Origin of the sequence: Empedobacter sp. UBA7620 (assembly GCF_002484185.1) — a bacterium.
Taxonomy (GTDB): Bacteria; Bacteroidota; Bacteroidia; order Flavobacteriales; family Weeksellaceae; genus Empedobacter; species Empedobacter falsenii_C.
This window is the reverse complement of the sequence record NZ_DLJI01000053.1, coordinates 216,977-238,105: the sequence shown is the minus strand read 5'-3', so window position 1 is coordinate 238,105 and position 21,129 is coordinate 216,977. Positions and strand designations below refer to the sequence as shown.

Annotated in this window: 23 protein-coding genes; 4 read left to right on the top strand and 19 right to left on the bottom strand. The window is 32.2% G+C overall.

The genetic code is table 11. The features are described 5' to 3' along the window. Window positions 1-404: 404 nt before the first annotated feature. The 6 genes from B2217_RS14405 to B2217_RS14380 form a co-directional block, all read right to left on the bottom strand. The gene (locus B2217_RS14405; protein WP_180905263.1) at window positions 405-1,625 is read right to left on the bottom strand and encodes a bifunctional folylpolyglutamate synthase/dihydrofolate synthase; all 1,221 of its coding nucleotides are present in this window, start codon (window positions 1,623-1,625) and stop codon (window positions 405-407) included. Window positions 1,626-1,725: 100 nt separating this feature from the next. Further along, window positions 1,726-2,886: a Na+/H+ antiporter NhaA gene (nhaA, locus tag B2217_RS14400; RefSeq protein ID WP_180905264.1), complete on the bottom strand. Its 1,161-nt coding sequence runs from the start codon at window positions 2,884-2,886 to the stop codon at window positions 1,726-1,728. 83 nt (window positions 2,887-2,969) lie between these two features. Further along, complete coding sequence (locus B2217_RS14395) at window positions 2,970-4,031, bottom strand: sterol desaturase family protein (RefSeq protein WP_244957975.1); 1,062 nt, start codon at window positions 4,029-4,031, stop codon at window positions 2,970-2,972. A gap of 162 nt (window positions 4,032-4,193) precedes the next feature. Then, window positions 4,194-4,391 carry an alpha/beta fold hydrolase gene (locus tag B2217_RS14390; protein ID WP_180905265.1) on the bottom strand — a complete coding sequence of 66 codons (198 nt, stop codon included), beginning with the start codon at window positions 4,389-4,391 and terminating at the stop codon, window positions 4,194-4,196. A gap of 27 nt (window positions 4,392-4,418) precedes the next feature. Then, entirely contained in the window at window positions 4,419-4,898 is a 480-nt protein-coding gene (locus B2217_RS14385) for an alpha/beta fold hydrolase (protein ID WP_180905266.1), read from the bottom strand. A gap of 71 nt (window positions 4,899-4,969) precedes the next feature. Further along, window positions 4,970-6,025, bottom strand: coding sequence for an anhydro-N-acetylmuramic acid kinase (locus B2217_RS14380; protein WP_244957976.1), 1,056 nt, complete (start codon window positions 6,023-6,025; stop codon window positions 4,970-4,972). Between the two features lie 561 nt (window positions 6,026-6,586). Between B2217_RS14380 and glyA the strand changes: the two genes are divergently transcribed. Beyond that, window positions 6,587-7,861 carry a serine hydroxymethyltransferase gene (gene glyA / locus B2217_RS14375; protein ID WP_135834919.1) on the top strand — a complete coding sequence of 425 codons (1,275 nt, stop codon included), beginning with the start codon at window positions 6,587-6,589 and terminating at the stop codon, window positions 7,859-7,861. Window positions 7,862-8,247: 386 nt separating this feature from the next. Here glyA and atpG read toward each other — a convergent pair whose 3' ends face one another. The 8 genes from atpG to B2217_RS14335 form a co-directional block, all read right to left on the bottom strand. Further along, window positions 8,248-9,120, bottom strand: coding sequence for an ATP synthase F1 subunit gamma (gene atpG / locus B2217_RS14370; protein ID WP_038335139.1), 873 nt, complete (start codon window positions 9,118-9,120; stop codon window positions 8,248-8,250). 71 nt (window positions 9,121-9,191) lie between these two features. Then, a complete protein-coding gene (gene atpA, locus B2217_RS14365) occupies window positions 9,192-10,766 on the bottom strand; it encodes a F0F1 ATP synthase subunit alpha (protein ID WP_038335134.1) in 1,575 nt (524 codons plus the stop codon). An 11-nt stretch (window positions 10,767-10,777) separates the two neighbouring features. Beyond that, the gene (gene atpH, locus B2217_RS14360) at window positions 10,778-11,338 is read right to left on the bottom strand and encodes an ATP synthase F1 subunit delta (RefSeq protein ID WP_038335127.1); all 561 of its coding nucleotides are present in this window, start codon (window positions 11,336-11,338) and stop codon (window positions 10,778-10,780) included. Window positions 11,339-11,340: 2 nt separating this feature from the next. Continuing rightward, window positions 11,341-11,835 carry a F0F1 ATP synthase subunit B gene (locus B2217_RS14355; RefSeq protein ID WP_038335122.1) on the bottom strand — a complete coding sequence of 165 codons (495 nt, stop codon included), beginning with the start codon at window positions 11,833-11,835 and terminating at the stop codon, window positions 11,341-11,343. Between the two features lie 96 nt (window positions 11,836-11,931). After that, entirely contained in the window at window positions 11,932-12,141 is a 210-nt protein-coding gene (atpE, locus tag B2217_RS14350) for an ATP synthase F0 subunit C (RefSeq protein ID WP_013598300.1), read from the bottom strand. Window positions 12,142-12,195: 54 nt separating this feature from the next. Further along, window positions 12,196-13,329: a F0F1 ATP synthase subunit A gene (atpB, locus tag B2217_RS14345; protein ID WP_084106903.1), complete on the bottom strand. Its 1,134-nt coding sequence runs from the start codon at window positions 13,327-13,329 to the stop codon at window positions 12,196-12,198. A gap of 78 nt (window positions 13,330-13,407) precedes the next feature. After that, window positions 13,408-13,788 (bottom strand): hypothetical protein, encoded by a 381-nt coding sequence (locus B2217_RS14340; protein ID WP_114997874.1) that lies wholly within the window; start codon window positions 13,786-13,788, stop codon window positions 13,408-13,410. A 5-nt stretch (window positions 13,789-13,793) separates the two neighbouring features. Continuing rightward, on the bottom strand, window positions 13,794-14,009 hold the full coding sequence (locus B2217_RS14335; protein WP_114997876.1) for an AtpZ/AtpI family protein: 216 nt from the start codon (window positions 14,007-14,009) through the stop codon (window positions 13,794-13,796). A 32-nt stretch (window positions 14,010-14,041) separates the two neighbouring features. On the opposite strand from B2217_RS14335, the gene dusB reads away from it, so the two are divergent. After that, window positions 14,042-15,037, top strand: coding sequence for a tRNA dihydrouridine synthase DusB (dusB, locus tag B2217_RS14330; RefSeq protein ID WP_291122951.1), 996 nt, complete (start codon window positions 14,042-14,044; stop codon window positions 15,035-15,037). On the opposite strand, the gene B2217_RS14325 is transcribed toward dusB, so the two are convergent. Then, complete coding sequence (locus B2217_RS14325; RefSeq protein ID WP_260541915.1) at window positions 15,038-15,391, bottom strand: helix-turn-helix domain-containing protein; 354 nt, start codon at window positions 15,389-15,391, stop codon at window positions 15,038-15,040. It lies immediately after the preceding gene. A gap of 138 nt (window positions 15,392-15,529) precedes the next feature. Here B2217_RS14325 and B2217_RS14320 point away from each other — a divergent pair, with 138 nt between their 5' ends. Together B2217_RS14320 and B2217_RS14315 are read left to right on the top strand one after the other, a co-directional pair. Next, window positions 15,530-16,231: a hypothetical protein gene (locus B2217_RS14320; protein WP_291122949.1), complete on the top strand. Its 702-nt coding sequence runs from the start codon at window positions 15,530-15,532 to the stop codon at window positions 16,229-16,231. Then, window positions 16,231-16,494 carry a hypothetical protein gene (locus B2217_RS14315; protein ID WP_291122947.1) on the top strand — a complete coding sequence of 88 codons (264 nt, stop codon included), beginning with the start codon at window positions 16,231-16,233 and terminating at the stop codon, window positions 16,492-16,494. The genes B2217_RS14320 and B2217_RS14315 overlap by 1 nt, the downstream gene beginning before the upstream one ends. Window positions 16,495-16,552: 58 nt before the next feature. On the opposite strand, the gene B2217_RS14310 is transcribed toward B2217_RS14315, so the two are convergent. The 4 genes from B2217_RS14310 to B2217_RS14295 all read right to left on the bottom strand — a co-directional run bounded on the left by B2217_RS14310 (window position 16,553) and on the right by B2217_RS14295 (window position 21,089). Then, entirely contained in the window at window positions 16,553-16,849 is a 297-nt protein-coding gene (locus B2217_RS14310) for a hypothetical protein (RefSeq protein ID WP_114997882.1), read from the bottom strand. Window positions 16,850-16,933: 84 nt separating this feature from the next. Beyond that, complete coding sequence (locus B2217_RS14305) at window positions 16,934-17,995, bottom strand: DUF2891 domain-containing protein (protein WP_291122945.1); 1,062 nt, start codon at window positions 17,993-17,995, stop codon at window positions 16,934-16,936. A gap of 21 nt (window positions 17,996-18,016) precedes the next feature. Beyond that, complete coding sequence (locus B2217_RS14300; protein WP_291122943.1) at window positions 18,017-19,051, bottom strand: alpha/beta hydrolase; 1,035 nt, start codon at window positions 19,049-19,051, stop codon at window positions 18,017-18,019. 109 nt (window positions 19,052-19,160) lie between these two features. Beyond that, window positions 19,161-21,089, bottom strand: a complete 1,929-nt coding sequence (locus B2217_RS14295; protein WP_291122941.1) for a putative porin — start codon at window positions 21,087-21,089, stop codon at window positions 19,161-19,163. Window positions 21,090-21,129: the final 40 nt, after the last annotated feature.

Below are 21,129 nucleotides of genomic sequence, written 5' to 3'. Positions count from 1 at the left end.
TTATATAACCGAGTACGTATCATAGGATTGGAAATTGTACTACAATTTTTTAATTTTTATTTTAAAATATTGTGTATCTCCATAAGTACATCCTTGACATTTAGTAACTACTTTTAAATATAAACTATCTACAGCACTATATTCTGATTATAATTTTTTTTTTATTGAATTGAACAAATATAAACTATATAAATCAATCATTTATGCTCTCTCTCTTTAAAAGATGCATTTTTTAGATATTCAACTTGCTGACAAACAACAGCTTACCTATTTTTTTCAAAAAAAACTGAATCATTAAATCGATTTGAATAAACAAGTTATAACAGGATCAGTTTATCCTAATTATTACATCTGTATTTTACCTTTCTAAATAAAAAAATATCAAATCAATTAAAATAATAAAATCAAATCACTTCAGCGACAACGAATGTACTACCACCTATATAAATCATATCATTCACAGAAGCATTATTTTTGGCTGCAAGTAATGCTTTTTCTACAGAATCGAAAAAATGTTTGTCCTGTATATCTTCTGGAATTATTTGATACAGCTCATCAATATCATATTTACGTGGAACATTTGGTTGACAAAAATAATAAGTTGCCTTTTTTGGAAAAAACTGAAGAATTGACAAAACATCTTTATCGTTGACAAATCCCAAAACTAAATGCAATTGATTATAAGCTTGCTCATTTATTTGTTTTGAAACCTCTGCTAAACCATGTGGATTATGCGCAGTATCAGCAACAATTAATGGGTGTTGTCCTAAAATATCCCAACGTCCGCGCAAATTTGTATTCTTTACAACATTCAATAAGCCATTCGTAATATTTTCAGGAGAGACTGCCCAACCTTGTTTTTGCAATTGTTCAATAGCGGTTAAAACGGTACGTTTATTTTTGATTTGATAAGACCCTTTCAAATCTGAAGCTAAATCTTGAAAATGTTTTTCTTCAGCAAAAATGATTTTTGCATTTCTATCTTTCGCTACTTGTTCAAAAATTGTTTTTGTCTCTGCTGTTGTTTCACCAATTACAACCGCTGTATTTGGTTTTATGATACCAGCTTTTTCAAATGCAATTTTGTCCAATGTATCACCCAAAAATTGTGTATGATCTAAACCAATGTTCGTAATCACAGAAAGTTCTGGTAAAATAATATTCGTTGAATCTAATCGTCCGCCCAAACCAGTTTCTATAATCGCGATATCAACTTTCTGTTGTGCAAAATATTCGAAAGCCATCGCAATTGCAATTTCAAAAAAAGATGCTTTTTGATCAATTATTTTTTGCTCATGCTTATTCACAAAATCAATCACAAATTCTTCATCAGCCATTTCTCCATTTACACGTATTCGTTCACGGAAATCTTTGAGATGTGGAGAAGTTGTCAAACCTGTTTTATAACCTGCTTCCTGAAAAATAGAGGCCAACATATGAGACGTACTTCCTTTACCATTTGTCCCTGCAATATGAACCGTTTTAAACTTAGTTTGAGGATTTCCCAAATACTCGCATAACGCTGTAATATTTGTTAAATCTGCTTTCATTGCTGATGCTCCAACACGTTGAAACATTGGTAAATTTGTAAACAACCAATCGATTGTTTCTTGATACGTTCTCATTTATTCAAAAATTTTACACGAAGTTACGGAATCATCTTCAAAAAAAAATCGAATTTCTCCGAAGAAAAATTCGATTCTATTATTTATGAATTGACTATTCTTAATCTGAATAATCTTGTTTTGTAGTTAATAATATTTTCAAAACAATAAATCCAACAATAGCAGCTGTTAACGAAGCTACTAAAATCATCAATTTTGCTTCATTTATATAGCTTGGGTCTTTGAACGCTAACATCGAAACGAAAATGGACATTGTAAATCCAATTCCTCCTAAAATTCCGACACCAAAAACTCGTTTGAAATTGACTGCTGTAGGTAATTCACACAATCCTAATTTAACCGCAATCCATGTAAATAATGTAATTCCGACTGGTTTTCCTACAACTAATCCTAAGAAAATACCCGAAGCTAAAGGAATACTAAAATGTGCTAATCCTCCACCATCTATCGTAATTGCAGTATTTGCCAAAGCAAATAATGGTAGAATAATAAATGCTACTGGAATATGTAAAGCATGCTCCATTTTAGCTGAAAGTGATTTAGAATCGTCCTTATCAAATGGAATTGTAAATGCAACCAAAACTCCCGCAATTGTAGCGTGAATACCCGAATGCAACATAAACCACCAAACAGCAATCCCTCCAATGATATAAGGAATCATTGATTTTATTTTTAATTTATTTAAAGCGAAAAGACCTAACAAAATGGCAATTGCAATTCCGAATTGTGTAAAATCTAAAGGTAATTCTGGGTTTGGATAAAATAATGCAATCACAATAATTGCTCCTAAATCGTCAATCACAGCTAAAGCTGTTAAAAATACTTTAAGAGACAATGGAACTCTTTTTCCTAACATTGTAATAATAGCAACAGCAAAAGCAATATCTGTCGCCATCGGAATTCCAAAACCATGAATAGTATCCGTTCCTTTATTCGTCAAAAAGAAAATAAATGCTGGAATTAACATTCCTCCCAAAGCTGCAAAAACAGGTAAAATTGCTTTTTTAGTATCCGACAATTCACCTACAAAAACTTCTCGTTTTAATTCTAAACCAATCAAGAAAAAGAAAATAGCCATCAAACCATCATTAATCCAATGTGCAAAAGAATGCCCAAACATATCTGTTAACCAAATCGCATCATAAGATTCTGCAATTGGTGAATTGGCTAATAATAAAGAAAACGCAGTACAGAAAATCAATAAAATTCCGCCCGAAGTCTGGCTATGAAAAAATTGGTTAAAAAGTTTAGAAACTATCATTATATTTTTTTTAGTTTGGTAAAAATAATAAACTCGTTTTTAACCGCCTAATCAAAACGAAACAATAAGACCTAAATTATCATTTATATAATCTTTAAAATACTTTTTTGATACCAATTACTAAAATTAAACATCTTTTCGATGATAAAAACGAATATGAAAGGTAAAATCAGCAAGAAATAATTATGAGATTGAATGATAAAAAAACTACAAAACACTAAAAATCTAATATGTTCTAAATACGGTACCCATCTTTTTTGTTCTAATTGTGCACCAATATTTATTAATGTAATCAAGACAAATATAACGAAGAAACCTTTGGTTAAATTATCAAATTGATCAAAATAATATGTTAGAATACTCATCGCGACAAACGATAAAATCAATTGTAAATTAATATAACCTTTGTATTTGAAATGATAACTATTCCCTTTATTCTTAGACACCCATTTCTTTTCAATAATTGGTCTTATTTCCTGATCCATCACTGCTGGACTACCAAAATATATCGTCAATTTTTCTTTAATGGAGGATTTTCTTCGAGCAGCTTCATACAACTCTAAATAATAATGAAAATGTTGCCACAAAAAACTGTAACTATTGATAGGATGCGTCAATCCATATCTTGGTTTTTCTTCTTCTTTCTGAAAAGTACCAAATAATATGTCCCAAAAAACAAATACATCTCCATAATTTTTGTCCAAATATTTTTCGTCAGAAGCATGATGAACACCATGAAGAGAAGGTGTTATAAAAATATATTCAAGCCATTTTTGTTTCTCCAAAATCTGCGTATGCGTAAAAAAAGAATACACGCCATGAACCACCAAAATCGTCATCACTAAATTTGGATGAAAACCAATAAAAGGCAAAATACACCAAAAAATATTGCGAACAATTGCTTGCAAAGTTGTTATACGTACCGCCACCGTAAAATTAAATTCTTCGGATTGATGATGCACAATATGGGCTCCCCAAAAAATATTGACTTCATGTCCCAAACGATGATACCAATACCAAACAAAATCTGTCGCTAAAAGCATCACAACCCAAATCCACCAAGCATTTGAAATATCTAAAAGACGATAATTTTCGTAAATCCAAACATACAAATTGTAAAAACTTACCGTAATAAAAAGATTCAATAATCGTTCTGCAATTCCTATTGAAATATTAGAAACCGAACTTTCATACTTATAAATATTCTTTAATTTTTTCTTTTTAACAACTACATATTCAAGCCATAAAAAAGAAAAAAAGCTGGTAAAGCAAAAGCTAAATACTCGGGATGATTCATTTTTAAGCACTTAAAAATTGTTGATATGTTGATTAAAAAGTAATGGCTGTTCCATCATCGGCACATGACCACAATCATCGCTATAAGCTAATTTTGCATTAGGTAAATGTGCAAAAAACTCTTCAGCAACATTTGGCGGTGTCACAATATCTTGTTTTCCCCAAACCAATAAAACTGGCTGATCTATTTTATGTAAAAGATGTTTCAAATTTTGTCGCTTTGCATCTCGCGCAATTTAAATTATAGTCAAAGCTTGTGTAGGCGTATTAGCGGCCGAAAAAACATCATCAACCAACTCTTTTGTTACAACATTTTTTGTTTCAAAAACTTCTTCTACCTTATTTTTGATATACTCGTAATCTCGCACACGCACAAAAGAAGCCTGCAAATTGCTTTCATACAAACCTGAACTTCCAGCTAAAATCAATTTATCAACCAAATTTGGATGTGCCAACGCATACAGCAATACAACATGACCGCCCAAAGAATTTCCAATTAATATTGGATTTTCAATTTTATTAGATTGAATATAATTTTCTAGAAATTGAACTAAATTTTGAAGTGAATTTCTTTTGAAATGTGTAGAAAATAAAGGAAATGTTGGCGTATAAACATTATAATTTATTTCAATATTCTTGATAACATTTCCCCAATTACTAAGGCTTCCAAATAAGCCATGAAGTAAAATAACATCTTTATTTTTCGAATATTTCATATCGCATTTATTCTTGGTTATCGAACAAATGTAAATAAAATATTTTTTAAACTCTATTATTTAGATAGACTTTATAAGTGATATATAATTCCAGACGAATGGTCTTTGCTCGCTCCTGTTACAGATGCCAAACAATTTATTTCGTTATAAACACGACGATAACCAAGGAATGCAAATATTAAGGCTTCTTTAAAATCGATTAAATTATCAGTTGGAATAATGATTTCAACAGTTGATAATTCTCCTAAACGATTGATAAAAAATGTATTTCGAACTCCTCCTCCAGTTATCAACACGTTGTTGATATCATATAAAGCAAAGGTATTTTTAATTTGAATTACGAAATGCTCCACACAACTTCTCAGCTTATCTTCGATAGAAATATCGTACTTATCAACAATTGTTAAAAACTCATTCATAACCCATTCAAAACCTAATGATTTTGGGAAAGGTTGATGATAAAAATTCAAAAGATTCAATTCTTCAACTAATGCGATATTAATATGTCCTTGTTCTGCTCGTTCTCCATTTTTATCAAAATCAAAACCGAGTTGTTTTGCATAATGATTCAAGACAATATTAATTGGGCAGATATCAAATGCAATTCGTTTTCCATTTCTATTCATCGAAATGTTAGAAAAACCTCCAAGGTTTAAACATGCATCATAGTTAGAAAATAATAATTCGTCCCCAATCGGAACCAAAGGCGCTCCTTGTCCTCCTAAAATAACGTCTTGTGTTCTGAAATCGCACACCACTTTTTGTTGACAACGCGACGCAATTGCTAAACCATTTCCTATTTGCAAAGTGAATGATTTCTGCGGTTGATGAAAAATAGTTTGCCCGTGAGATGCAACAAAATCTACTTTTCTAATCTTATTTTTATGAATAAATTCTTTTACTTGTTCTCCAAGAAAATAACCAAACTCTACATCCAATTGACATAAATCCATAGCCGAATATTGAAAAGCTTCTGTTAGTTTTGTTCGCCAATCGGATGAATAATCTATAGTTTCGGCATGTAAAATTTCGAAAAGTTGGTTATCGTCAAATCGGACATAGCAAATATCCAAACCATCTAACGAAGTTCCAGACATCAAACCAATGCAAAAAGTAGGGTTTTTCATGCTGTAAATTTAATGAGAGAAATTGATAGTTGGTTGGTTTAGAAATTAGAAATTTTGAATATCTAAGAAACCATCTTTCAATTTTTCCTTGATGAAAAAACGAAACAAACAAATCAACACCTCAATAAATCGGCTGAAAATGATTCATTCTTCGCGAAAAGATTTAAAAACCTATCGGCAAAATCTTTTTATAGCTTCGAATTTCTTCAATTTTTTTATGCCTTTTTATTGAAAGGTCATTTGAAATTCGTTTGAATACTAAGTTGGTTTTTCAGTATTAATAAGGTATGATTCTGAAAAAAATATAAATATTATTACTCAAAACTTCGAACTTATTACTCACAACTCGAGATGCGTTAGGGATAGTAGTGAAAATCCTTTGCGTGGAACGAAGCGATAGCGGAGTAGCAAAGCAAAGATTGCAACGGATAGCCCGCCCGAAGGGAACGCCCAAATCATTAGAAAAATTGTTTTGATAATTCTTAGGTTATTGCGAATATATCAGTTAGAAATTCTAATGATAAAAGCTTATATTTGAAACACAATTAATACAAACAAAACATGGCACAAGATGTAATCTTCGATTTGATTGAAGAAGAAAAAGAAAGACAACTGAATGGAATTGAATTAATCGCATCAGAAAACTTTGTTTCGGACAACGTAATGCGCGCGATGGGTTCTGTTTTAACAAATAAATATGCAGAAGGTTATCCTGGAAAGCGCTACTATGGTGGTTGCGAAGTTGTGGACGAAGTGGAAACTATTGCAATTGATCGTTTGAAAGCGTTGTTTAATGCAGAGTACGCAAACGTGCAACCTCACTCAGGTTCTCAGGCAAATGCAGCTGTTTACTTAGCGTGTTTGAAACCTGGAGACAAGATCTTAGGATTCGATTTATCGCACGGAGGTCACTTAACACACGGTTCTCCTGTTAACTTTTCTGGGTTAACTTACCAAACTTCTTTCTATGGAGTGGATAAAGAGACGGGGAGAATTGACTACGAAGCTATGGCAGAAACTGCTCGTAAAGAGAAGCCTCAAATGATAATTTGTGGTGCTTCCGCTTATTCAAGAGACATAGATTATGCTAAATTTCGTGAGGTAGCTGATGAAGTTGGTGCTTTGTTATTAGCTGATATCTCGCATCCTGCTGGGTTAATCGCCCGCGGAATCTTGAACGATCCTATGCCTCATTGTCATATTGTAACGACGACAACTCATAAGACTTTACGTGGTCCTCGTGGTGGAGTTATTATGATGGGGAAAGATTTTGAGAACCCTTGGGGAGCAAAAACTCCTAAAGGAGAAGTGAAAATGATGTCTCAAATCTTGAACGGAGCAGTGTTCCCTGGTACACAAGGTGGTCCTTTAGAGCATGTAATCGCGTCTAAAGCTGTTGCTTTTGAAGAGGCGTTATCTGACGGTTATATGGACTATATTGTACAAGTTGTGAAGAATGCGAAGGCTTTGGCTGCGGCATTAGTTGCAAAAGGTTATGACATTGTTTCTGGAGGTACAGATAATCACTGTATGTTGATCGACTTACGTAACAAAGGTATTTCTGGAAAACAAGCAGAAAACGCTTTAGTTTTAGCAGAAATCACTTGTAACAAAAACATGGTTCCTTTCGATGATAAATCTCCTTTCGTTACATCGGGGATTCGTTTGGGTACGGCAGCTGTAACAACTCGTGGGTTGGTTGAAGCAGATATGCAAACTGTTGCTGACTTGATTGACGAAGTATTAATGAATATTGATAACGAAGAAATCATTGATGGAGTTGCAGATCGTGTAAACGAGTTTATGTCTTCTCGTCCATTATTTCAAATGAAATAAATAGAAACTTAGTTTAGATTGTAATAATAGAAAAGTCCTGAGCATTGCTTAGGACTTTTTGTTTAATATAAAACGTTGAGACGTTTTGAGTAAAACCTCCTTAGGTTTTATATAAAATCACTTGACGTTTTTATTGAAATGTCTTGAGGAAATGTTTAATTACATTATAACTTATAATAAGATTAAACTAAAGGGAATTCTAATTAGATAAGTAATTATCTAAATTGTTATACTGAGTGAAGCGATAAGGAAGCAGAAGTATCTCTTAGAAATATGTGTTAAAGATTAAATATTCAATAATACTTTTAATCTAAAGTAAACATCATAAAAAAAGCAACTTCGAGATGAAGTTGCTTTTCTATTTAAAATAAGATAAGTCTTTGTTTTTACGCATTCAATGCTTCTGCACCACCAACGATCTCTAAGATCTCGTTTGTAATAGCAGCTTGACGAGCTTTGTTGTATTGAATTTTCAAACCTTTCTGTAACTCGCTTGCGTTGTCTGTTGCTTTATGCATTGCAGTCATACGTGCTCCGTGCTCAGAAGCGTTAGCATCTAATACGGCTTTGAATAATTGCGTTTTCAACGTTTGAGGGATTAAGTCTCTTAAAATTTCTTCTTTCGAAGGGTTGAAGATATAATCTAACTCTGCTGAATTGTTTGCTTCTTCTTCAGTTTTCTCTAAAACGACTGGTAAAAATTGTTCGTCTTGTACAATTTGAACAGCTGCATTTTGAAATTGATTGTAGATAATTCTGATTTGATCAAAGTCACCTGCAGTAAATTTCTCTACTAAATCGTCTGCAATTTCAGCTACATCTGCAAAATTTAAATTATCCCAAATGCTTGATGCATTTTTATAGATAGTTTGTGTTTTACTAAAAGTATCATTAGCTTTTTTACCAATTGCTAAAATCTCTACGTGTTTACCAACTAATTCGCTAGCTAATAACGCATTTACTTTTTTGATGATGCTTGAGTTGTATCCTCCACATAAACCTCTATTTGAGTTAATAACGACTAAAAGTACTTTATTAACTTCGCGCTCTTCTGTTAATGCACCTCCTACTTCAGCTTCTAAAGTAGAACTTACATTTTGTAAAAGTTCACGTAATTTATCTGCATAAGGACGTAACTGTACGATAGAATCTGTAGCACGTTTTAGTTTTGCAGCAGAAACTAATTTCATAGCACTTGTAATCTGCATTGTAGAACCTACAGAAGTAATACGGTTACGTATATCTTTTAAATTTGGCATAATTCTATTTGAGATGAAGGATTAAAAGGAACTTAGAGATTCGGAAACCTCTAAGTTTCATTTATATTTTATTAGTATTTAGAAGTAGTTTCTGTGATAACTTTCTTCAATACATCCATAATTTCATCAGTCCATTTACCTAAACGGATAGATGTTAAAGTGTCTGCATATTTGTTGCGCATTAACTCAACAAAATCAGCTTGCCACTCTTTCACTTGGTTAACTGGAACGTTTTTCAACATACCGTTAGTACCCGCATAAATAACTGCTACTTGTTCTTCTACTGGAATTGGAGCGTTAACACCTTGTTTTAATAACTCAACGTTACGTTCACCTTTACCAATTACGTTCATTGTAGCTGCATCTAAATCAGAACCAAATTTCGCGAAAGCTTCTAACTCACGGTATTGTGCTTGGTCTAATTTTAATGTACCAGATACTTTTTTCATTGGTTTTGTTTGTGCAGAACCACCAACACGAGATACAGAGATACCTACGTTGATCGCTGGACGAACACCTGAGTTGAATAAATCAGACTCTAAGAAGATTTGTCCATCTGTAATCGAAATTACGTTTGTTGGGATATATGCAGAAACGTCACCAGCTTGAGTTTCGATAATTGGTAAAGCAGTTAAAGAACCACCACCTTTTACGATACCTTTCATAGATTCTGGTAAATCATTCATTTGAGATGCAATTGCATCATCTTTGATTACTTTTGCAGCACGCTCTAATAAACGAGAGTGTAAGTAGAAAACGTCTCCAGGATATGCTTCACGTCCTGGTGGGCGACGTAATAATAAAGACACCTCACGGTATGCAACGGCTTGTTTAGATAAATCATCATAAACAATTAACGCTGGACGACCAGAGTCACGGAAATACTCTCCGATTGCAGCACCTGCCATTGGAGCATATACTTGCATTGGAGCTGGATCAGATGCATTAGCAGCAACTACTACTGTATATTTATCTGCACCGTGGTCTTGTAATGTTTTCATGATACCTGCTACTGTAGAACCTTTTTGTCCTACTGCAACATAGATACAGAAAACTGTTTCACCTCTATCGTAAAATTCTTTTTGATTTAAGATTGCATCTAAAGCAACAGAAGTTTTACCTGTTTGACGGTCACCAATGATTAACTCACGTTGTCCACGTCCAATTGGAATCATCGAGTCAATAGAAACGATACCTGTTTGTAATGGTTCGTTTACTGGTTGACGATAGATAACCCCAGGAGCTTTACGCTCGATAGGCATTTCATATAATTGTCCTTCGATTGGTCCTTTACCATCGATAGGATTTCCTAACATATCTACAACACGTCCTAACATTCCTTCACCTACGTTAATAGATGCAATTTTGTTTGTACGTTTTACAGTGTCACCTTCTTTAATACCTTTTGAAGGTCCGAAAAGTACAATACCTACATTGTCTTCTTCAAGGTTTTGTACCATTCCTTCTAACCCGTTTGAGAATTCTACTAATTCTCCGTATTGAGCATTGTCTAACCCGTAAACACGAGCAATACCATCCCCAACAGTTAGAACGGTTCCTACTTCTGCTAATTCAACTGATGAATCAAAGCTTGTAAGTTGTTGTTTTAATATAGCTGAAACTTCAGCTGGATTTATTTCTGGCATTTCTGAAATATTTAAAATTTAGGAATGTATTCGTTTTTCGAAAAATCTTTTTTTAATGTAGCTAACTTAGTTTTGATTGACGAATCAACTTGATTGTTTCCAATTTTTAAAACGAAACCTCCAATTAAAGATGCATCAATCTTGTTCTCTACTTTTACTTGACTATTTGCAGCTAAAGTTTGTTTTGCTTTTGCTACAATATTATCAATTGTATTTTGATCTAATTGTACTGCCGAAGTAATTTCTGCTGTTACAATATTATTTGCTAAATCGTATAATGAAATAAACTGATCTGCAATTTTAGACAAAATATTTTCTCTACCATGTCTTACGACTAACGAAATGAATGTTTGAGAAGTTTTTGATAAAGACTTGAAAATCTCACTCAAAACAGCTTCTTTTTTCTTTGCATCAATCACCGGAGAATTTAAGAAAACTCTTAAATCATCATTCTCTTTAATGACTTTGCGAACATCATTCATTTCAGCATACACTACGTCTGTTTGGTTTGCTTCATTCGCAAACTCCATCAAACCTTTAGCATATCTATGTGCTGCTCTGAATCCTGCCATGATTAATTGAATTTAACTTGATCAATAACATCATTCACTAAAGCTTCTTGTGCAGATTTGTCTGACAATTCTTTAGTTAAGATTTTTTCAGCAATTTCAATTGACAACTGCCCAACTTGATTTTTGATATCAGCCATAGCCGATGCTTTTTCATTTTGGATAGCTGACTTAGCATTTTCAATTAATTTGTTTGCTTCTACAGTTGCAGAATTTTTCGCCTCGTTGATGATATTTTCTTTCATTTCACGCGCTTCTTTCAAGATAGCATCACGTTCAGCACGAGCTTCTTTCATGATTTTCTCGTTTTGAGCGTTTAATAAAGCCATCTCTTCTTTCGCTTTTTTAGCTGCGTTTAATGCATCCTCGATAGATTGTTCTCTTTCTTTAACTGCAGATAGAATTGGTTTCCAAGCTAATGATCTTAACAATACTAATAAGATGATAAATACGACCGCAGTCCAAAAAATAAGACCAACTGAAGGTGTAATTAAATCCATTGTGTGTATGTATTAAATTTTATTTTTTACTAATTAATTTTTTAATGAATTAGCTTCAACAACCAACCGTTATTGAAGCTAATTTTAATTCAAATATTATCCGTTACCTAATAACGCAACTACGATACCGAATAAACCTGCACCCTCGATTAAGGCTGCTGCGATAATCATAGCTGTTTGAATTTTTGAAGCCGCTTCTGGTTGTCTAGCGATTCCTTCCATAGCTGATCCACCGATTTTACCGATACCTAAACCAACTCCTAAAACTGCTAAACCAGCTCCGATTGCTGCAATACTTCCTGTCATGATAATTGTATTTAATTATTAAAAAATTATTTTATTGTTTTTTATATTCTATTCTTAATGGTGATCGTGTTCTGCTACTGCTGTTCCGATGAATAACGAAACTAACATTGTGAATACGAACGCTTGTAATGCCGCTACTAATAACTCTAAACAGTAGATAAATAACGCTAATGGAATAGATCCACCTGCCATAGCTTCTGTTTGGAAAATAAAGATTAACGAAATTAACGACATAATGATGATGTGACCTGCTGTAATGTTCGCAAATAAACGAATCATTAAGGCGAATGGTTTTGTAATAATCCCGATTAACTCAATTGGAGCTAAGATTAATTTTACTGGAACCGGTACACCTGGCATCCATAACATATGTCCCCAGTAACCTTTGTTTCCTGAGAAATTAATTACGATTAATGCGATTAATGCTAATACAAATGTAACTGCGATATTACCTGTAACGTTAGCTGCACCTGGTAACAATCCTAATAAATTGTTGATCCAAATGAAGAAAAATAACGTTAATAAATAAGGCATAAATTTCGCATATTTTTTCTCACCGATATTTGGAATTGCTACTTCATCACGAACAAAAATAATAATTGGCTCGATGAATCCTGCAATACCTTTTGGTACCATATTTCCTTTTTTGTAGTTAGATGCAACTGCAGAGAAAACTAAGATTAAAATCACGAAAGAGATTAACATTGATGTTACATTTTTCGTAATAGAAAAATCTAATGGTTTTTCATTCTCTAAATGAATAGCTCCTTTTTCGTCTACGTGAGGTTTGATTGTACCTTGCGCATCTGTTTTGTAGATTTTTTCGTGGTAGTTGATATAGTAGTTTCCGTTACTTTCAACAACCGCTTCGTTGTGGTGAAATTTAGAAGACATAAAAACTTGTAAACCATTATCCCATAAAATAACAGGTAATGCAACTCCTACACTTTTTTCTCCTTCTCCCCATAAATGCCAATCGTGCGCATCTGCAATGTGGTGCATGATACCTGGCACTGGGTTAAATGTAGACTCGCCAGATTTCACTTTAGCAGCTTCCTCTTGACTTTTTACTTGCTCACTTTTAATTAACTCCTCAAACGTTTTTGGAAGACTTTCGTGCGGAACTGCTGTAGAGGCGAATCCGAAATTGAAAAGTAATAAAAACGCTAATAACGCTGAAAATTTCATGTATAATTCCTTTGTTTCTAAATTGCGTGCAAAATTATAGTAAATTAACCACTTACCAAAGTCAAATGCTAAAAATCATTAAACTTTTTTTAACTTTAAATTAATTAAGCGAATAAACACTAAAACTTCGGCTAGCAAAATTACAAAATAACTTATAATTAATTGTACAACATTTGATTTAATTTGTTCATTCACAACAATCAATGCTAATACAATTGCCATCTTCGCAATCATCCCTCCCATAAAGGCAAAACCAACATATTCTGGAAATTTTATCTTCACAAAACAACCAACTTGCAAAATCATTAATGTAATTAATCCAATTATTAAATACATTTTTGGAACAATTAGCGGATTTTCGCTAAAATTATAATGCTCAACAATTGCGTAATGAATACCACAAAAAATTGCAACCATTGCAATAAAAGAAAGTGCTAAAAGAATAAATTTCTTAATCATTAAAATTATTTTTTTGGTAATTGCTTCAACATCAAATATAATCCTGCAAAAACTCCCAGCAAAGATAAGCCAGCCGTCCATAATGGCTTGTCTGTTTCCATTTTTTTATCCAAAAAAGTTCCTAACCAAGCAAATAACGCAATCGTTACCGCCATCTGTATTCCCGTCGCAGAAAACTTTAAATATTGATTTACACCTTCGGACTTTCGTTCTTCTTTCATAAGTTTTATGTAATTTTGCAAAAAATTATTTCGTGGTAAAGATAGGAAACATAGAATTACCAGACTTCCCTTTATTGCTTGCACCGATGGAAGATGTGAGTGATCCGCCATTTCGTCGCCTATGCAAAATGCATGGAGCAGACTTGATGTATACTGAATTTATTTCTTCTGAAGGATTGATTCGTGATGCAATAAAAAGTCGTCAAAAATTAGATATTTTTGATTACGAACGTCCTATTGGTATTCAAATTTTTGGTGGAGATGAAGAGGCAATGGCGATGTCAGCTAAAATTGTTGAAACTGTTCAACCAGATATTGTTGATATTAACTTTGGATGTCCCGTAAAAAAAGTAGTTTGTAAAGGCGCAGGAGCAGGTGTTTTAAAAGATATAGATTTAATGGTACGTTTAACAAAATCTGTTGTTGAAAGTACACATTTACCAGTTACTGTAAAAACGCGTTTGGGTTGGGATTCTGACTCGATTAACATTTATGAAGTTGCCGAACGTTTGCAAGAAACAGGTATCAAAGCATTGTCAATTCACGGACGTACGCGTACACAAATGTATAAAGGACAAGCAAATTGGGAACCGATTGCAAAAGTAAAAGCGAACCCAAATATTGAGATTCCGATTTTTGGAAATGGAGATATTGATTCGCCGCAAAAAGCGATCGAATACAAAGAAAAATACGGTGTAGATGGTGTGATGATTGGTCGTGCAGCTATTGGTTATCCTTGGATTTTCGAGCAAATCAAACATTATCGAGAAACAGGTGAATTGTTACCAGAACCAACAATCGTAGAACGAATGGAAGCGGCTAAAAACCACTTAAATTGGGCGATTGATTGGAAAGGTGAACGTACAGGAATTTTGGAAACACGTATGCATTATACCAATTATTTCAAAGGAATTCCAAATTTTAAACCTTATCGCACAAAGTTAGTTACACAAGATAATTTAGTTGATTTGGAAGCTACTTTCAAAGAAATTGAAGAAGAATTTATTCCGAAATTAGAAGAAATATAATTATTTCATTAATTTATCCAATAATTCTTTTAGATAAGTATTTTCTTCTTCTATTTTTTTTATTCGAAGTTCATATTGCTCTATAAGTTTTTCAGGTAATTGGTTAACTACATAACCATTATTTGTTCCTTTATTTTTTTGATAAAAGGATAAATTGTTATCTCCAGTTAAAAATTCTAAAACACTTACTCCTAATATTTTTGAAATTTCTTCAATTTGAGAAAAATTAGGAGTTGTTTTATTATTTTCAAAATTTGAGTATGTTTTTTGTGAAACTTCTAACATTTCAGCCATATAATCCTGTGAGAAATTCTTCTGTAATCTTGCTTTTTTTAATTTTTCTCCAAGTATCATAGTAATTATTTATTTTTAATAAATTCAAAGATAGGTATATTTATTCTTTTAGTAATATTTTTCTTGAATTAGTAAAATTCTATTATCAAATATAAGTTATTGCTTAATATTTTTGAATAATAATTAATTAACTATAATTTGAAAACTAAAAATTTATCTCTTCAAGAAATTATTTCTTATGATTCACCAGCTCTAACAGCCATTATATACCATTGGAGAGAATACGACCAAGAAAGTGTTATACTTTCATATTTAGAATTAACAAAAAGGGATTATCAACTTTCTGACAGAGGAGATTTAAAAAAACTACATCAATTTGAGGAATTTCATAAAAAAACAATTGATGCACTCTCAAAAGAATATCTTGAAAATGAAGATATTGACAACTATACTGAATATAGTACAAAGTACAAAAAATTACTAATAGAAGAAGATAGAAATAAACCAAAAAATACTCTAAAAAACAATAAAACAATTTTTTCGCCGCTTAATATTTGTTTATTTATTGGGTTGTGTATAGGATGTTATTTACCTGTTAGTTTATTAATCAAAAACAATAGCACACCTAAATGCTCTGATAAAGAAGTTGTTTTAACTGTTCAAGAGTTATTAAAGGAGAAAGTTTCCTTCATTGACGATGGTAGAACCTTAACAAATATTGTAACCATTGAAAATAATACTGAAATGAATAATTGTACATGCAAAGCGACATTACCTGGTGTTGCAGTGAGAGCAACTTCAAGAGAATACAACGAATGGAATGATGGAACAATTGTTTATACTATTGAAAAAACAGATGATGGAGAAACTTTAGTAAGTTTAATTGATTTTTTAAAATAATGACAAATAAAGAATATATAAGCAAACTTGCTGATTTTTTAATTTCAACTAATTCTACAATGAATGTTAAAGCTTTGGCTGATTTATTAAATTGGAATAATTACAATACTACTTATGGAACAGAATACAAAGGCGAAAGAGGAACTTATACTCTGATTCATCATACGTATTATTGGCTAAAAGATCAAGGGTTACAAAAAGAAGCTGACAACGTAGCATTTGCCTTTAAAAAACCTGACGGTGACTATGCATACGAAAAATAATAATCAAAAAAATCCACCAATTACTTGGTGGATTTTTCATTTAAACTTGAGACTATAATTAATTACAATTATCTACAAGCAACACTTCTTCTGGATTCAGCATATCATATTTCATCAATACAACTTCGTCCACGTCTGCTCTAGATCGTAAAGTAACTTCGTAAACTTCATCATTCACAGGATATTGTATAGTTGCTTTCGGACGTTTAAATGTTCCGCTAGTTTCCACAACAACACCTTCTACACATTTCCCTGTTTTAGCTAATTGATCTTCTAATTGACTTTTCGAATATTGACTAAATCCGAATGCTGCAAGACCTAAAACTGCAATGACGATATAAAAATATTTTTTCATAGAATTAAAATTTAATGTTTCGTATTAGTTTTGTTTGAAACAAATTTAGATTCAATTCTATCGTTATAAAATCCCTATTATTAGCTAATTTTTAGTTTCGTGTTTGGTTTTCAGTGCATAAAGTGCAAAAGTTCCCAACCAATGACTCCCCATATAATCATCGTTCGAAATATTATTGAACGAGTAATTGAAATGATGATTTGCCCAATCATTCATATAATTTAACTCTGGTAATTTTGCAGAAATTTGATACAAAGCCGTTGCACGACTAAAATTCAAACCATCCAAATGAACCAATTGCCCATCCGTACGATCCGAAACAATTCCAGGTTTTAGCTCATGTTTTTTATCAAACAATTGTGGTAAAAATGATCTCAACCATTTTTTATATTCATCATGAGGATGAATTTTAGACATCAACAAAGCCTCTTCCAAACAAGCCGAAAGAAAATCTGATCCACTTGGTTCGAAAGCAATATTGCAACTTTTATCTTTTAAATAAAGACGATTTCCATTATCAGTAATCACTTTTTCGAATGTTTTATCATTCACAGAACGTGCATAATCTATCGCTAAACTCAAACCAAACGCCGTATTATCATGCGTTCCTGTACGAATTGGATAAACTAATTTCGGCAAATATTCTTTGTATCGAACAATAATCAAATCACTCAAAGGTTTCAGATTTTTTGCCCAAACTTGCGCATCTTTATCTTGCCAATTATTCAATTCCATTTGCAATTGTAACAACCAAGCCCAACCATAAGTACGCTCGAAATTCTTGTTATTTTTATCATTGAAAAAGGTCATTTCGACCGCAACATTTTCTGCTGTAATCAATTGATTTAACTCATTTCTAACCTGATTATTTTGATCCAATTCAGGAAAATCTTTCATCAATTTCACAATCGACCAAAATCCATGAACAGAAGAATGCCAATCAAAACAACCATAAAAAATTGGACGCAATTGCTTTGGCGTTTTCAAATCCTGATCACTTCCCAAAACATTTCCTAGTTTATTCGGATACTCAGTCTTGATACAATGCGTTGGTAATTCAAATATTTTTTTGGCTTGATCTAAGTGTAATTCTTGGGAAAAAGCAGTTGTCGTTAGTAAAGTTGTTAAATAGAGTAATTTTTTCATCAAAATGTTTTTACCAAATTACTAATTTTTATTCGAGTCCAGGAATTTTTTCAATTCTTCTTTTGTTTGTAAACTTTCAGGAAAATTTTTCAGATTTTGTTCAAAAAACTGTTTTGCTAAATCATTTTTCTTCTGTTTTACCAGATAATTTGCAACATTGTTGATATACGTTTCCGTAGGTTGAAAAGAATAATTCAATTTTCTAGAAATCGCTTCAAACGAATCTTTTACCAAATTTGGTTGATTCGGAATCTCTTTAATATTCACACGATAACCATCAAACTGCCAACGTAAATAATCAATCGAGCCAATCATCGGAACCGAACCATGTTCTTCGTCAACATATTGTTTGTAATGATAATTCAACGATTTATTCTTCGAAGATTTCAAACGTTCGTCCACCTTTTTTATACTTTGATAATGATCACGTAAATGATCTGCATTTTGACTTTCATCAACTTGTGTTATCATCAAAAATCGATTCTCGAAAGAATGATTTTCTAAATTCTGATAAAGATTCAATAATTCTTTGTCATTAAACCAAATACTTGGATCATGCGCAACATATCCATTGAAAGTTTTGGGATGATTGTACAAGGTTTTCAACGCAAAATATCCGCCCAAAGAATGTCCAATTAACAAACGAAAATCATTCACACGATAATTTTTCTGCATAAAAGGAAACAATTCGGTTTGAATAAAATTGAGGAAATTAACATCATTTACATGTGTAAAATCTTTTGTCCGATCACCATTTTTATTTGTAATTCCGACAATAATCGATTCGGGCATTTCTGGATAAAAACCAGATTGAAATTTAGAAACTACGCCTGTTAAAAACGAAAAATTAGATTCGGCATCTAACACATAAATCACAGGATAATTTACTTTTTGAAGTTTATCATTAAAATACGATTCAGGAAGATTCACCCAAATTTCTCTTTCAGTATTTAAGATTTTAGAACTTATTTTTTGGATTTCAGCAATTGATAATTTTTCTTGAGAAAAACCGATTTGAGAGAAAATCAAACAAAATAAAAGTAGGAATTTTTTCATGTATAAAATTTTCCTAAAAATAGTTATTTAGAATTATTCTACACAAATGATTTTGGACAGAAAAAACGACCTCATCAAGAAGTCGTTTTTCTACATAATTTGTATTTTTTTAACTAAAAATATTCCATTTCAAGCCAAGTTGAAATTTGAAATCTCGATACGGAACATTTGGCGCTGCAAAATAATCAGGTTGTTTTGTAAACGACGCATTGATATGCTCGCCACGAATGTAAAAACGCATATTACGAACCTTGAAATTGATAAAAACATCCAAAATAGGATAACCTCCAATCTCTTGTATACTTGCTGGATCTTGCAACGCAAATTCGTTCAGAATCGGGATATAACGCAGACCATTGTATTTCGTAAAATATGTTGCATTAATACCAGCTTGCAGTTGAGCATTCTTGTTGAATAATTCTCCTTGCCAATACAATGTTTCACGAATCAAGAAATCTGGCAAAGGCATATATTCTTCGTTTTTCGTTACTTTTTGATATTGCACGGTCGAAACTAAATTAATCTTTCCGAAACGTATATGATTTTCACCTTTTATCTTGTAATAATTGATGTTATCCGCCAATTGCTCATAATTCAAATTTTCATTCAAATATACTTTATTATCAATGTTATAAATTGAAGCTTCTAAGGTTGTATTGACTTTATCTAACTTTAGTTTTGCAAAAAGGTTTTGAACATTTTCAGTTTCAAATTGATTAATGTAATTAAAATTATTAAAGAAACTTTGATTATAAACCGCATTCAACGAAGGAAGTTTTGACTGAATAACCGCTCCTGCGCTCAATGTATAACCTTCTATCGGCGTCACATCTAAAACCGCATCTACATTGTAAACACTTTTGTAATTATCAGATTGCAGATATTCAACATTTCCGTAAAGTTTTAATTTTTCATTCCAATCAAAATCCACTTTTCCAACAACTCCAAAAAGATTTTCCTCTATTTGCTTTGGAACTGCAACAATCGTCATGGCTTGATCAGCAAAAACGCGCAAATTCTGGAATTTAACACCAGCCTCTATCTTCACACGATCTGTCCACTGAAAACCAGCAGTTGTCGTATTGGATAAATCTGTAAAACTCTTTTTACTTCTATAATCCATTCCAGTAATAATCGGTGTAGAATATAAAGTTCCGTTTGGTGACGTATCCTCGTAGCGATACTTTTGTTTTTCATACGAAAATTTATTCTTCAATTCAATTGGATTATAAAAAGTCGAATCTTTTTCATTCATTTTTTTTAAGATTCCGTACGAAGCATTCAATTCTATTCGACGTGCATCAAATTCAGATTTTGCTGTTTGAGAATTCACTGGAATATTACGAACATTTGTCATTCTTCGCTCATCTTGCAAAATAAAATCGTTGATATCTTCTATTCCTCCGTTCTCATTATTTTTCAGATTTTGTGCTGCATAATTCCACCACAATTTGAAACGCTCTGATTTTGTTTTATAGTTTGACGAAAAAACAAAGGTATTATTCTGCGCTTTTTCATGTTTATAGCGACCTTCGGAAATTAATCCACGATAATGAAACGTATAATTGAATTGCTTGTTGATATTATGCGAAAATGTCGAAGACAGAAAGTTACCTTCTTTTACCCCATTCTCGTAAATAAACTCGGTATATGGCGTTTTAACATCATAATATTTGATATCATTTGCGTAATAATAATTGTATTTTTTACCAGTTGGCAACATCGACGGATTGAATGGTGTATTTTGATACTCCAAATCCACCACTACACCTCCAACATTCGGGAAAAATAATTTTCCGAACGCATCTTTGCGAATAAAATTTTGATTATAATAGTTTTTGATACTTAATGTCGTATCCAAAACCTCTGGTTTTCTGCCATTTGTCCAAAACTTATAATCGTCGATTTTGGTTTTATAATATGTAACCGAATCATTTGTTGATGATCCTTTTAATGGTTTTAAAACTTTTATTGAATCCTCCTGAGCTTGCGCTACAACAGCTCCTAATAAAAATAAACCAATGATTGTTTTTTTCATCCTGTTGAATAAATCCTTACAAAAGTAATCTAAAATTGAG